General features: G+C 39.6%; 10 protein-coding genes and 1 pseudogene. 3 read left to right on the top strand and 8 right to left on the bottom strand.

All coding sequences use genetic code 11. From position 1 onward, the window contains the following. Positions 1-9: 9 nt before the first annotated feature. Positions 10-498 (bottom strand): copper chaperone PCu(A)C, encoded by a 489-nt coding sequence (locus ACRWQL_RS13310; RefSeq protein ID WP_434931174.1) that lies wholly within the window; start codon positions 496-498, stop codon positions 10-12. A 35-nt stretch (positions 499-533) separates the two neighbouring features. On the opposite strand from ACRWQL_RS13310, the gene ACRWQL_RS13305 reads away from it, so the two are divergent. Next, a complete protein-coding gene (locus ACRWQL_RS13305) occupies positions 534-1,268 on the top strand; it encodes an enoyl-CoA hydratase-related protein (protein WP_434927147.1) in 735 nt (244 codons plus the stop codon). 157 nt (positions 1,269-1,425) lie between these two features. Here ACRWQL_RS13305 and ACRWQL_RS13300 read toward each other — a convergent pair whose 3' ends face one another. The 3 genes from ACRWQL_RS13300 to dusA form a co-directional block, all read right to left on the bottom strand. Next, the gene (locus tag ACRWQL_RS13300; RefSeq protein WP_434927148.1) at positions 1,426-1,626 is read right to left on the bottom strand and encodes a PspC domain-containing protein; all 201 of its coding nucleotides are present in this window, start codon (positions 1,624-1,626) and stop codon (positions 1,426-1,428) included. A gap of 184 nt (positions 1,627-1,810) precedes the next feature. Then, the gene (locus ACRWQL_RS13295; RefSeq protein ID WP_434950448.1) at positions 1,811-2,122 is read right to left on the bottom strand and encodes a hypothetical protein; all 312 of its coding nucleotides are present in this window, start codon (positions 2,120-2,122) and stop codon (positions 1,811-1,813) included. A 357-nt stretch (positions 2,123-2,479) separates the two neighbouring features. Continuing rightward, positions 2,480-3,478 (bottom strand): tRNA dihydrouridine(20/20a) synthase DusA, encoded by a 999-nt coding sequence (dusA, locus tag ACRWQL_RS13290; RefSeq protein WP_434950446.1) that lies wholly within the window; start codon positions 3,476-3,478, stop codon positions 2,480-2,482. A 257-nt stretch (positions 3,479-3,735) separates the two neighbouring features. Here dusA and ACRWQL_RS13285 point away from each other — a divergent pair, with 257 nt between their 5' ends. Beyond that, complete coding sequence (locus tag ACRWQL_RS13285; RefSeq protein WP_226413222.1) at positions 3,736-4,203, top strand: chemotaxis protein CheX; 468 nt, start codon at positions 3,736-3,738, stop codon at positions 4,201-4,203. 113 nt (positions 4,204-4,316) lie between these two features. On the opposite strand, the gene alr is transcribed toward ACRWQL_RS13285, so the two are convergent. Together alr and dnaB are read right to left on the bottom strand one after the other, a co-directional pair. Beyond that, positions 4,317-5,408: an alanine racemase gene (alr, locus tag ACRWQL_RS13280; RefSeq protein ID WP_434927200.1), complete on the bottom strand. Its 1,092-nt coding sequence runs from the start codon at positions 5,406-5,408 to the stop codon at positions 4,317-4,319. A gap of 84 nt (positions 5,409-5,492) precedes the next feature. Then, on the bottom strand, positions 5,493-6,902 hold the full coding sequence (dnaB, locus tag ACRWQL_RS13275) for a replicative DNA helicase (protein ID WP_434927201.1): 1,410 nt from the start codon (positions 6,900-6,902) through the stop codon (positions 5,493-5,495). 126 nt (positions 6,903-7,028) lie between these two features. On the opposite strand from dnaB, the pseudogene ACRWQL_RS13270 reads away from it, so the two are divergent. Then, positions 7,029-9,224 (top strand): annotated as a pseudogene (locus ACRWQL_RS13270) (S46 family peptidase); the annotation flags it as partial. Positions 9,225-10,323: 1,099 nt separating this feature from the next. On the opposite strand, the gene ACRWQL_RS13265 reads toward ACRWQL_RS13270, so the two are convergent. After that, on the bottom strand, positions 10,324-11,943 hold the full coding sequence (locus ACRWQL_RS13265) for a methyl-accepting chemotaxis protein (RefSeq protein WP_434950444.1): 1,620 nt from the start codon (positions 11,941-11,943) through the stop codon (positions 10,324-10,326). A 293-nt stretch (positions 11,944-12,236) separates the two neighbouring features. Further along, complete coding sequence (locus tag ACRWQL_RS13260; protein ID WP_434950442.1) at positions 12,237-13,322, bottom strand: GGDEF domain-containing protein; 1,086 nt, start codon at positions 13,320-13,322, stop codon at positions 12,237-12,239. Positions 13,323-13,379 lie beyond the last annotated feature (57 nt).

Below are 13,379 nucleotides of genomic sequence, written 5' to 3'. Positions count from 1 at the left end.
TAGTACTCCTTAATGATGGTGATGATGTTCGCTATTATCTTGATGTTCAGAACCAGCTTGTTTTAATACAGGCAATTCAACCTGCAATTGCTGTTCAGTATCAAATATCAATGTTAATACTACCTTATCGTTTTCGGCTAATGGCTTATTTAAGCCTAATATCATAATGTGATCGCCAGACGGTTTTAAACTGAGCGCCCCATGAGAAGCAATAGCTAAGCCCTCGACTTGACGCATTTTGACCATGCCATTTTCTTCAATAATAGTGTGCAATTGTGCTTCTTTGGCAACAGCGGTTTTTACTGCGACTAAATTAACCGCTTTATCACCATGGTTTTCTAATGTTAAATATGCGGCTGTATTTGGAACAGATGCTGGCATTGCGCGCACGTGCCCATCTACTAGAATAACATTTGCTACTGCAGTAAATGATAAAGACGTTAGCGCTAAAAAATTAAACAGATGTTTGAATATTGGTTTCAATGTCTTAAACTCCATGTAATCCCTGCTCGTGTTTACAAAGGAAACAACGAATGAGTCTTATAAAAATGCGTGATGAACAAGGTGTACGTATCATCAGCTTCAATCGCCCAGAAAAACGTAATGCATTTAATCTAGCAATGTATCAACAACTCACAGAATACCTTATCGAGGGCGATAGCAACAATGAGATTCGTGCCTTTCTGTTACATGGCGAAGGAAACTGCTTTACCGCTGGCAATGATATTGCTGATTTTTTGCAAAGTGGCGACCTCAATAGTGATCACCCAACCGTAAAATTTTTAATGTGCTTACTGGAATTAAAAAAACCGCTAGTAGCGGCAGTATCAGGCGCTGCGGTTGGCATTGGCACAACCTTATTACTGCATTGTGATCTAGTGTATGCTGACAATAGCGCAAAATTTCAAATGCCTTTTGTAAGTCTAGCATTAGTGCCAGAAGCTGCATCAAGCCTATTATTACCATTAATCGTCGGTCAACAAAAAGCTGCTGAACTTATTTTAATTGGCGATGCATTTAATGCGGAAACGGCTGCTAAATTAAATATTATCAATCAAGTAATTGAAACTGATGTGATTGATTTTGCATTAACTAAGGCTAAAAAGTTGGCGAGTCAGCCGCCTGAGTCCTTGCAAGCATCACGACAATTGTTGCGATATAACCAGCAACAGGTGAAACAACAAATGCAGCTTGAATTAACTCACTTTGGACAACGATTAAAAAGTGATGAAGCTAAGCAAATGTTTCAAGCATTTCTAAATAGATAATCATAATAAGAGGGATAAAGCTGTAAAATATGGCTTGTTTGAAACCATCATTTTATAGATGCACTCTCTAATTCAGTGGTTATGATGCCTCAATAGCCGGTCGCTCTGTTGCTTGTTCGGCAGAGCTTTTTAAAAGAAGCACTGAACTAGAGAGTCTTTAATAGTGAGTTGATTTTTTATCCACCATTATAGCTAACACAATATAGGCTAATAGACACACTATTGGATTAGCAAACAATACTAATACACTCACGACTCTTGTCCACATAACCGACCAACCAAATTGTTTTGCCAGGTAATAACACACTCCACAAATAATCTTTGATTTATCAGCTAGTTTTGCAATTATTCTATCCATAATACTCCTTAACATCTTAATGATTCTAGCCAAACGGCTTTAACTAACAGCCACTTAAACTAAGCTTGATTTTGCAACTTGGTCAGCAAGTGAGCGATAACTGCACAACAAATAAAACTCACAAAGGGCAGTAACACTATGGCTAATAAGGGCATAACCAAGCCTAGTTGCTCAGCAAACATCATTACTTCTTATTCGCAGCAGTAGTGACTGAACGCTCCGTTACTTCACTCGCGATGGCTTTATCTTCTGAATAAAAACTGCTGTTAAATATTTGTTCAGCTATTTGAGTTTTTAATGACAACACAAACTCTTGCTTGGCTGATAAAATTAAATCCTGGCTAGCTTTTGAAATATTTTGCTCTAGCATTGTGAAGGTATCTTGAACCATTAGGTCATCTGCTTGCGCTGTAAAACTGCTAACCGATATAACTAATGCGACTGCTGTGGCGCCAACGATACGACTTAAACGACTTGTTGAATTTGAAATAAACATGATGTCTTCCTTTTCTGTTTAGTTTGCAGTGAAACCTGTTTTTCGCTGCTGACAGACTTAGTATTACAAACACCGTGCCAACTTTCAAAAAAACACACTAACCAACTGAAAAATAATATATAAATAAATATATAAGTTAATATTTCGCCTATTTCAAACTATGTTTGAGAATAAAAAACAAACAATTAGTAAAATTAACCACATGGTTAGTCAATTTTACTAATTCATGTTAAATCACATTAAAAGAACGCGCTTACATGAAAATATATGACTTAAAAATACTTAAAAACTCATGTTCAGCGCGGAATTCAGCGACAAAAAAAGCGCTCTTATGAGCGCTTAATTTAGGGGAATTAGTTAGGCTATCGGTTCAGGAGCATTTTCATCCATCAAGGCTATCGCCCCTCGCACCACCTCAATTCCAGCGCCCGCTATATGGGCATTTTCACTTAAATAACGGCGCCAGCTTCTTGAGCCAGGCAACCCTTGGAACAAACCAATCATGTGGCGAGTAATGTGATTTAATCGTCCACCTTGCTGAATATGACGTTCAATATAAGGCAGCATTAACTCAACCACTTCTTCACGACTTAATTGCGCCGCATTACTGTTAAAAAGCTGTTGTTCAACTTGGGCTAAGATATACGGGTTTTGATATGCTTCACGGCCAACCATCACGCCATCAACATGCTGAAGATGTATTTTAGCTTGGTCTAAGCTGGTAATCCCGCCATTAATACCGATATTAAGTGCTGGGAAATCACGCTTCAATTGATACACACGATCATAATCCAGTGGTGGGATCTCACGATTTTCTTTTGGGCTTAAACCTTGTAACCAAGCTTTACGAGCATGAATCGTAAAATCGGTACAGCCTTTCGCACTGACAGTTTCAACAAATCGCGTTAAAAACTCATAACTGTCTTGATCATCAATACCAATACGGGTTTTAACGGTAACAGGAATATCCGCTAGTTGCTTCATAGCATCAACACATTCAGCGACTAATTCAGGTTCACCCATTAAACAGGCACCAAAACGACCATTTTGGACTCGATCAGACGGGCAGCCTACATTGATGTTAACCTCATCATAACCGCGCTCAGCTGCAAGCTTGGCACAATGAGCCAGGTCTTTTGGGTTTGAGCCACCCAATTGCAATGCCAGAGGATGCTCTTCTTCATTGTAAGCTAAATAGTCACCTTTACCATATATGATGGCACCCGTAGTAACCATCTCTGTATATAACAAAGTATTAGCAGACATTAAGCGAGCAAAATAACGATAGTGGCGATCTGTCCAATCCAGCATAGGAGCAATTGAAAAAGTGCGATCTATTTTTACATTAGCAGTCATAAAAACCAATATTTGTATCTGAAGCGGCCACCCTAGTTAATCTATAGTGATAACCACAGCATCATTAAAGAAGATATAACTAAGATAGAGACGGGCCTGCAATAAGCTGGCGATATGGGATAATTATATCATGTATATCTTAGGTTCAGATACCCAAATAATGAAGGGTGTTCTAGACTGTTAGTTAATGCTAGAGTAATTTATAGTCTAATTACCTTTCCCCTTAACTGCATTTACCTATAAGGATCAAATTTAATATGAACGTTGAATTTATTAACCCTTTTCTTGTGTCGTTAGTAAATGTGATATCGACAATGGCTACGATGGACCTTAAGCCAGGCAAACCACAATTGAAGAATCATGATCTTGCTAAAGGAGATGTCTCAGGTTTAATTGGTATGGTGGGGCCTAAAACTAAAGGGTCTCTGTCGATTACTTTCGAAGAGCCACTTATTCTAGAGATTATGAATAAGATGTTAGGTGAAAAGCCGAGCGGTATTAACGCAGATATTACTGATTTAGTGGGTGAAATTACCAATATGGTCACTGGCGGAGCTAAAAATTTACTCAGCAGTAAAGGTTATGATTTTGATATGGCGACCCCTGCGGTAGTATCAGGAAAGAATCACACTATTTCACATCAAGCCAAAGGCAAAAAAATTATGATGCCATTCTCTCATGAATACGGTATGGCTTTTATTGAAATATGCTTTGAAGAAGAATAAGACTCCTAGTGCAAGACTTGAACGCTAGATAGACTTAAGCGAGCATGCCATCACTTAATGGCTCGCTCGCTGATCCGTAATCTGTAATCGAAAGTTGAAGCGGTCGATTTCCCTTATGGCAACAATTCGACCACGACTCTGGGAGTCAATTTAGTCACGAGTTCATAAGCTATTGTGCCAATATGTTCTGCAACCTCTTCTACCGCAAGCTCTTTTCCCCATAACTGCACGCTATCACCAACACTGTCAGTGGCATCTATGCCTAAATCGACTGTCAGCATGTCCATTGAGACTCGGCCCACTATCGGCACTCTGCGTCCATTAACCAATACCGGCGTTCCTTCAGGCGCATTACGGGGATAACCATCTCCGTATCCTATGGCGACAACACCCAGTAAAGTATCTTCTTTTGCTTGCCAAGTTGCCCCGTAACCCACACAGTCACCGGCTTTATGCTCTCTTACTGCTATTAAATTAGACACTAATTCCATAGCAGGGATTAATTGATGATTAATGCCTTTATCACCCATTACTGGTGATACTCCATAAAGCGCAATTCCGGGGCGTACCCAATCTGCTTGGCTTTGTGGCCAAAAAATAGTGGCGGCAGAGTTCGCTAACGTTCGTTCACCATCAAGCCCAGCAATCAGGTCTTCAAATGCTTTCATTTGCTTTAATGTCAGTGGGTTGTCGGGTTCATCGGCACAGGCAAAGTGGGTCATTAAGTTAATCGGTTTAGCGACCGAATCGCAAGCGATTAAGCGCTGATAAATAGAAGAAAATTGCTCAAGACTGAATCCTAACCTGTGCATACCAGAATCAATTTTAAGCCACACTTTAACCGGTTTGGACAAACTCGTTTGTTCTAACATCAGCAGCTGTGATTCATGATGAACGGCGGTTTCAATATCATTTCCAACAATTAATGGCAGATCTGAGGCCCTAAAAAAGCCTTCAAGCAATAATAAGCGCCCTTGCACTCCGCCATTACGTAGTTCAAGTGCCTCTTCTAATCTTGCTAATCCAAATCCATCGGCTCCACCGTCATAATTGCTGACGCATTGGGCGACATTTAACAACCCATGGCCATAACCATTGGCTTTTACTACCGCCATAATTTGGCTATGGGGAGCTATCTCACGTAATCTGGCAAGATTATGTTTCAATGCGTGACGACTAATTTCAGCGCGGGGAAAAGGTTTCAAAAAATGGCCTTATAAAACAAATGATGGCCGCAAAGCTAAACCATCGTTAATTATGTTGTTAAATTAAACAGGTAATCGATGATATTAATCTTCTTCGAATTGCGGCCCTGAATAATTATCAAATCGTGAGAAATGCCCTTGGAAAGTTAACCTAACACGCCCAATTGGACCGTTACGTTGCTTACCAATAATAATTTCGGCTGTGCCCCTGTCTTCTGTATCGTCATTATAAACTTCATCACGATAGATAAACATAATAAGATCAGCATCCTGCTCAATTGCCCCTGATTCACGTAAGTCAGAGTTAATCGGGCGTTTATCAGCTCGTTGCTCCAAAGAACGGTTGAGCTGAGACAAGGCAACCACTGGAATTTCAAGCTCTTTAGCTAAGGCTTTTAATGAACGAGAGATTTCAGAAATCTCTAAGGTACGATTATCTTTTAGCGCTGGCACCTGCATTAGCTGCAAGTAATCAATCATGATCATCGATAAACCACCATACTCACGTGCAATACGTCTTGCACGACTGCGCACATCTGTTGGGGTTAAGCCTGAACTATCATCAATATACATTTTGCCTTGCTCAAGCATAATACCCATAGTTGATGACACTCGAGCCCAATCTTCATCATCTAACTGACCTGTACGAATTTTGGTTTGGTCAACGCGGCCTAAAGAGGCCAGCATACGCATCATAATTTGTTCTGAGGGCATCTCTAGACTAAAAATAAGCACTGGCTTATCTTCGTTCATGGCGGCTTGCTCACACAAATTCATCGCAAACGTGGTTTTACCCATAGATGGACGCGCTGCAACAATGACCAGGTCTCCAGACTGAAAACCTGCGGTCATTTTGTCAAGATCAGCAAAACCACTAGAAACACCGGTTACACCGTTATGGGGATTATTATAAAGCTGCTCAATTTTATCGACGGTTTTTTCCAGAATGGATTTTATTCCTTCTGGGCCTTCACTTGAATTAGCCCTAGACTCTGCAATCTTAAATACTTTGCTTTCAGCCAAGTCTAATAAATCACTTGAATTTCTTCCTTCAGGATTATAACCCGCATCAGCTATTTCATGGGCAACACTAATCATGTCTCTCACCACTGCGCGTTCACGTACAATTTGCGCATAGGATAAGATGTTGCCAGCACTAGGGGTGTTTTTAGCAATTTCACCTAAATAAGAAAATCCGCCGGCATCATCTAATTGATCTTCGATTTCGAGTTGTTCAGATACCGTGATTAGATCTATCGGTTGAGCTCGCTCCATTAAACGTTGCATTGCATTGAAAATCATTCGGTGCGATCGAGAATAAAAGTCTTCCGCTACAACCGCTTCAGCTACGCGATCCCATGCTTCGGCATCGAGCATAAGTCCACCCAGCACAGACTGTTCTGCCTCGATTGAATGAGGAGGTAACTTTAAGGCATTTACTTCGACATCTTTCTGCCTATTTCTTGCTCTAAATGCGGTTGATTGTTGCGACATTAACACTCCAAAATTCTAACGACTTGCAAAAAATATGGTATAACACCGTTGTCGAATTTAGCTGAGTGATATTAACCCAGCGGCGATTGTAAACATACGGAAAAATAAACTGCATAAGGAAAAAACATGCGTATTACATTGATAGCCGCTTTAGTGTTGTCATCGGCTTTAGCCTATGCAGATGAAGGCCAATGGCAACCCTACCAGATGCCTTCTATCGCAGATAAACTGATTGAACGCGGTATTGAAATTCCCGCAACACAACTTGCAGATCTAGGTCAATATCCAATGAATGCGGTTGTCAGTTTGGGCTATTGTACCGCCAGTTTCGTGTCTCCCCAAGGCCTAGTTGTCACAAATCATCATTGTGCCTATCGCGGCATTCAATATAACAGTAAAAAAGAGCATAATTACCTTGCTGATGGCTTCTTAGCTAAAACAATGGCCGATGAGCCTTCTACAGGTCCTAATGAACGTCTATACATTACTGAAAATGTATCTGATGTTACCCAACTTGTTACTGCGGATTTAAGTAATGAGCCGTTAATTCGTTACGAACAAATTCAAACTAACAGCAAAAGTTTAATTAAAATATGTGAAGCCGATAGTAACTACCATTGTTCAGTAAATAGTTATCATAACGGTCTAGAATATTTCCTGATAAAACAGCTTATCATTCGCGATGTCCGCTTAGTCTATGCACCACCTGAAAGTATTGGTGGCTTTGGCGGTGATATTGATAATTACGAATATCCTCGCCACTCGGGTGATTTCACCTTCTTGCGCGCCTATGTAGGCAAAAATGGTAAACCAGCAACTTACTCGGCAGACAATGTCCCTTTTCAACCTAAAAGCTATTTAAAAGTAAATACTGACGGTGTTAAGGCTGGCGATGGTGTATTTGCCGCCGGTTACCCAGGATCGACTAGTCGTTACAACCTCACTAGTGAACTTAAATTTGCCAGTGATTGGTTATACCCAACCCTTGCTGCCCGTTACCTGTTACAAATTGACACTATCACCCAAATGGGAAATATAGATAAAAACATCGCGATTAAATATGCCGGCACTATGGCTTCGATGTCAAATAGGATGAAGAAGCTTAATGGTCTATTAGATGGCTTTAAAGCGACTGACATTGTCGGCATAAAACAAAGTAGAGAAGACGGCTTTTTAGCATGGTTAAAAAAGGATGAGACAGCTAATCCTTTATTAATTCAAGAGCTTGAAGTCTTACTTGCTGAACAACAGAAATATGATCAAATTAACTACTATTTTGAAAACGCGCAATCAAGTGCCTTACTGCTTGCAGCTAAAAGTTTGTACCGTTTAGCCCAAGAAAAACAGAAGCCTGATGCGATGCGTGAATCAGGTTACCAAAAACGTGATATGAAAATGTTCCGTGCAGGCCTGAAGCGTATTGATAGCAGGTTTGATATTGAAGTGGATAAAACCTTATGGTTACAGGATTTAAACGCCTATATTGCACAACCCTTAAAAGTTAAAGTATTCGATGACGCACTAAACAATAGTTCTGACCACCAAGGATTTGTCGCCAAAATTCATGGCATATATGCGTCAACAGAGCTAACAGATCAAGCAACCCGCTTGGCTTGGATAGATAAAACGGTTGAAGAATTTCAAACCAGCACAGACCCTTTCATCCGCTTAGCGGTTGAGTTACATGATACTAATATGGCACTGGAACAAGAAAGTAAGGTCATTGAGGGTAAATTATCTAAAGCTCGTCCAGAATATATGGCTGCGATAATAGCTTACTATAAAGCCAATAACTGGCCTGTTTACCCAGATGCAAACCGTACTTTACGGATAACCTATGGCATGGTTGATGGTTATCAGTCTAAAGATGCTTTATACAAGCAACCATTCACCCGCTTGCAAGGTATTTCTGCTAAACATACAGGAGCAGAGCCATATAATGTCCCGGCCAAGCTATTAGCCGCTATCGCGACTAACGATTATGGCAAACATACTGTTCAGTCGATATATAACGATCCACGCTCTTGGCTGTGTAGACTTATATCGTGCATTGAGCCTAAAGATGATTTTAACTCGGTTCCGGTTAACTTTTTATCCAGTGTCGATACCACAGGCGGCAACTCAGGCTCACCGATATTCAATGGTAGAGGTGAGCTAGTGGGTTTAAACTTTGACTCTACATACGAAGCTATTACCAAAGACTGGTTCTTTAACCCAACTATCACTCGCGCTGTTCATGTCGATATTCGCTATATATTGTGGATGATGGATCAAGTTGATCATGCGGATAATTTGATTAAAGAATTAACCCTAGTACGTAACCCCGAGTTTCAACCTTTCATTCAACTAGATGAAGCTCAACTAGATGAAACTCAACTAGATGAAACTCAACTAGATGAAACTCAACTAGATGAAACTCAACTAGATGAAACTCAACCAGATGAAACTCAACCAGATGAAACTCAACTAGATGAAACTCAACTAGATGAAACTCAACCAGATGAAGCTCAACCAGATGAAGCTCAACTAGATGAAGCCAAACTAGATGAAGCCAAACTAGAAGAATCTCAACTCGGTAAATCGCAACTAGATAAAGCTCAACTCGAAGAAGCTCAACGAGAAGAAGCTCAACTAGAAGAAGCTCAACTAGAAGAAACTCAACTAGATGAATCTCAACCAGATGAAGCTCAACCAGATGAAGCTCAACCAGATGAATCTCAACCAGATGAAGCTCAACCAGATGAAGCTCAACTAGAAGAAGCCAAACAAGCTAAAGTTAAGCAAGCTGAAGTTGAACAAGCTGAAGTTGAACAAGCTGAAGTTGAACAAGCTGAAGTTGAACTAACTGAAGTGAAACAAGCTAAAGTTGAACAAACTGAAGTGGAACAAGCTGAAGTGGAACAAGCTGAAGTTGAACAAGCTGAAGTGAAACCAGCTGAAGTGAAACCAGCTGAAGTGAAGCAAGCTGAAGTGAAACAAGCTGAAGTGAAACAAGCTGAAGTGAAACAAGCTGAAGTGAAACAAGCTGAAGTGAAACCAGCTGAAGTGAAACCAGCTGAAGTGGAACAAGTTGAAGTGAAACAAGCTCAAGTGAAACAAGCTGAAGTGAAACAAGCTCAAGTGAAACAAGCTCAAGTGAAACAAGCTGAAGTGAAACAAGCTGAAGTGAAACAAGCTCAAGTGAAACAAGCTGAAGTGAAACAAGCTGAAGTGAAACAAGCTGAAGTGAAACAAGCTGAAGTGAAACAAGCTGAAGTGAAACAAGCTGAAGTGAAACAAGCTGAAGTGAAGCTAAATAAAGCTCAACAAGATAAAATTGAACAATAGAAATTACTAACGGCAATACACGAAAATGGCGCTCACTTGAGCGCCATTTTTTTACACTATATCAACTCAGCTATCATTTAATAAGGACTAATATTTATAACTTAAATTGTGAGGTTGCATTTTTAAGTTGCACAGCAAAATCATCTAATCCTTGAGAAATATTATGTACTTCACCTAAGATATTTAAGGTGTTCTCAAATGATTCATTCATTTCAATGACATTTCCGCCCACTTGTTCAGCCACAACTGATTGTTGTTCAGTCGCTGATGCAATATGGGTATTCATGCTATTAATGCTGACAATTTTGGATTGAATAGATTTAAGTACATCACCAGTATCTTTGGCATAACGCTCATTGTCTGATGATTTGGTAATTGCCGCATCCATAGTCGAAACAGATGACACCGCAGCACCTTTTAATCTGTCTAAGACTTCACGAATTTCTTTGGTTGCATCGGCCGTTTTAGATGCTAACGCGCGCACTTCATCAGCCACAACAGCAAAGCCCCTACCTTGTTCACCCGCACGTGCGGCTTCAATTGCGGCATTCAGTGCTAATAAGTTAGTTTGCTCCGCTATCGAGGTGATCACGTTTAAAATAGAACCGACACTTTCAGTATCTTTAGCTAATTCATTAATAGAGTTAGAGGCTAGCTCGATACCTTTATTTAAGTCTTGGGAAATATTAATTGTACGCTCGACTACCACTAAACCTGCTGTCGCTTCACGCTCTGCTTCTTGCGCGGCTTCTGCAGCTTGTTGCGCACTAAGTGATATATTATTGACAGAATGACGCATCTCTTCCATCGAAACTTGTACATTGCGCGCATCTTGGCTTTGCTGCTGAGTTGCTTTGGTCGCTAAGGACATTCTTTCTTTCAAAGATTTAGCACTGTCCAATAATGGATTGGTTACACTCACAACGCCTTGAATTGAATCAGCTAACAAGCGTAAGAAACGGTTAAAGTTACTGGATACCTGACCAAGCTCATCGGTACCAATCACTTTTAATTGATGACGTAAGTTACCTTTACCGTCTGCTAGCTCACCTAACGAACTTGCCACGTCACTGGCAGAACTGCTGATTGAACGAGCAATAGATATGGTGGCAATAGCCATGATAATTAATAGGGCAATACCAATACCTAAGGTGAGATATAAGCTTTGCTCGGAACGATTACTGGCTTCAGCAAGGGTTGATGAAAACTCATCGACTTTATCGATTTTATATTGATTAATCCCCCGAGTCAGCGTGTCAAATATTTCTGACTTCTTGACGCTAATTTGACCAACTTGACTCATATCTATACTGCCATCAAGCATGCCCCGAGCCAATTTAGATGTCATTTCATTATATTGTTCAAGTGAGCGAGATAATGATGATAACGCTTGTGACTGATTACCATCTATTGTACTGAGTTTGTTGAGATTTGAATCTAAGGATTTGAACACCTTAGTGGCATTAGCCAATAAATCTTCGTCAGCAAAAGAAACCGATTGTGTATATAACTCATCTAATCTCTGGACAAAGATAACGTTTTGATTGGCAAGTTCAACACGCTCGCTGACCTTACTCTGCATAAAGTTCATGGTGTCTTGGTTTTTATTTATTGCCACTATACTAATTGCTAAGTTGACAGTAAATATGACCACAGACAATACGAATATTAATCCCACTTTTTTAAAAATGGACATGTTATTAAACCAATTCATACTTCGCCCCCAAGCGATTATCGACATATGGTGAATCTTATTAAAGATTTCACAGAGCTAAAATTTTTAACATATCTCGATCCGTGAGAGGCTGTGACGCTTATTTTTGTTTTTACTTAACCTAAAAAAGATCGATATCTGTAATCATAGTCAACAGATGCCTTAATTGGTGTAAAAAATTATAACAAATCTATCTTTAGTCCTATTGATTATCATCATCTTTGTTTATCGGCTGTGCAAGCATAAACTAAACTAAATAATTGAAAGCTTTCATTATGTTAAAATGAGCTAATTTAATAGGCAAAATGATTTCGAGACGTGCGTTTTACTTGATAAAGTTTTTCATCAGCTAAATGGCATAATTCATCTGCAGACATACCGGGCAGTAGAACAGCAATACCCTGCGACACAGTGACCTTATCACTCACACTGGAGTCAGGGTGTAAAATAGCTAATTGCTCAAGTTGCTGTTTGACTTTTTCCGCCACGATAATCGCGCCAGCAAGATCTGTTTCAGCAAGCAATAATATAAATTCTTCCCCACCATATCTTGCACAAAGATCACGCGGACGATTAACGATATTTTTAAGCATATTAGCAAAGCTAATTAAACATTTATCACCTTGTTGATGCCCCAAACTATCATTAAGTTTTTTAAAATAATCGATGTCAATTAAGATTATTGCCAGTGGCTGCTTAGTTCGTTCACTGTTGGCAATTTCTTTATTAATGACATCATCAAAATGACGTCTATTAGCGATTTGGGTTAGTCCGTCGTTAATAGCCAACTCTTCTAGCTCTTTGATTAATCTTTGGTTATCAATATCTTTTTGTATCGCCCGTTTAAACCATGTTTCTGTAACATGATGTCCGGCAAAAACTATCACCACAAAGCACAATAAGCGAATACCTGAAAACCACAGTTCTGAGGTCACATACAACACATTAATACTGAGGTGATAAGCTGATAAAATAGCAATTATACTAAAGAACATTGCTCGATTAGGAAAAAGTGATATGCCAAATGCCAGCACCAACATATCAGTAATCGTGATAGCCGCGCCAATAAAGCTGGCAGAATAAATTAACAGTGAAGTGGTAAAAATAAGCCAACTGAGAAACAAGAATATAAATGAAAAATATGAAGAGTTAATTTTTTTAGGCAGTAATTTACTCGCAATAGTATCAGTAAGAAACAAGCTTAGCATTAAGGGCAGCATAGATAACAGCATGTTCGTTAGCGGTATTTCACCATAAATATACCAAGGCCGATTTATTAACACTAACAGCAATAAACCAAGCGAAAGTAGCTTTAGGCCAATAAAGCTTTTCTTTAAATAAAGCTGTGTTTCATTGTGCAGTTGCTGCTCAAAGGTCATTTTGATGCATGCTCTTATTATTTGGTTAAGGTAAGTGTAATTGCTCAAGTCCAAATA

This window comes from Shewanella sp. HL-SH4 (assembly GCF_051164845.1).
GTDB classification, from domain to species: domain Bacteria; phylum Pseudomonadota; class Gammaproteobacteria; order Enterobacterales; family Shewanellaceae; genus Shewanella; species Shewanella glacialimarina.
The sequence above is the reverse complement of the archived record's forward strand: the minus strand, read 5'-3'. Positions and strand labels throughout refer to the sequence as shown.

Excerpts from the sequence above, each read along its gene's own strand:
- ACRWQL_RS13310 (WP_434931174.1), bottom strand. The coding sequence starts at position 498 with ATGGAGTTTAAGACATTGAAACCAATATTCAAACATCTGTTTAATTTT.
- ACRWQL_RS13305 (WP_434927147.1), top strand. The coding sequence starts at position 534 with ATGAGTCTTATAAAAATGCGTGATGAACAAGGTGTACGTATCATCAGC.
- ACRWQL_RS13300 (WP_434927148.1), bottom strand. The coding sequence starts at position 1,626 with ATGGATAGAATAATTGCAAAACTAGCTGATAAATCAAAGATTATTTGT.
- ACRWQL_RS13295 (WP_434950448.1), bottom strand. The coding sequence starts at position 2,122 with ATGTTTATTTCAAATTCAACAAGTCGTTTAAGTCGTATCGTTGGCGCC.
- dusA (WP_434950446.1), bottom strand. The coding sequence starts at position 3,478 with ATGACTGCTAATGTAAAAATAGATCGCACTTTTTCAATTGCTCCTATG.
- ACRWQL_RS13285 (WP_226413222.1), top strand. The coding sequence starts at position 3,736 with ATGAACGTTGAATTTATTAACCCTTTTCTTGTGTCGTTAGTAAATGTG.
- dnaB (WP_434927201.1), bottom strand. The coding sequence starts at position 6,902 with ATGTCGCAACAATCAACCGCATTTAGAGCAAGAAATAGGCAGAAAGAT.
- ACRWQL_RS13265 (WP_434950444.1), bottom strand. The coding sequence starts at position 11,943 with ATGAATTGGTTTAATAACATGTCCATTTTTAAAAAAGTGGGATTAATA.
- ACRWQL_RS13260 (WP_434950442.1), bottom strand. The coding sequence starts at position 13,322 with ATGACCTTTGAGCAGCAACTGCACAATGAAACACAGCTTTATTTAAAG.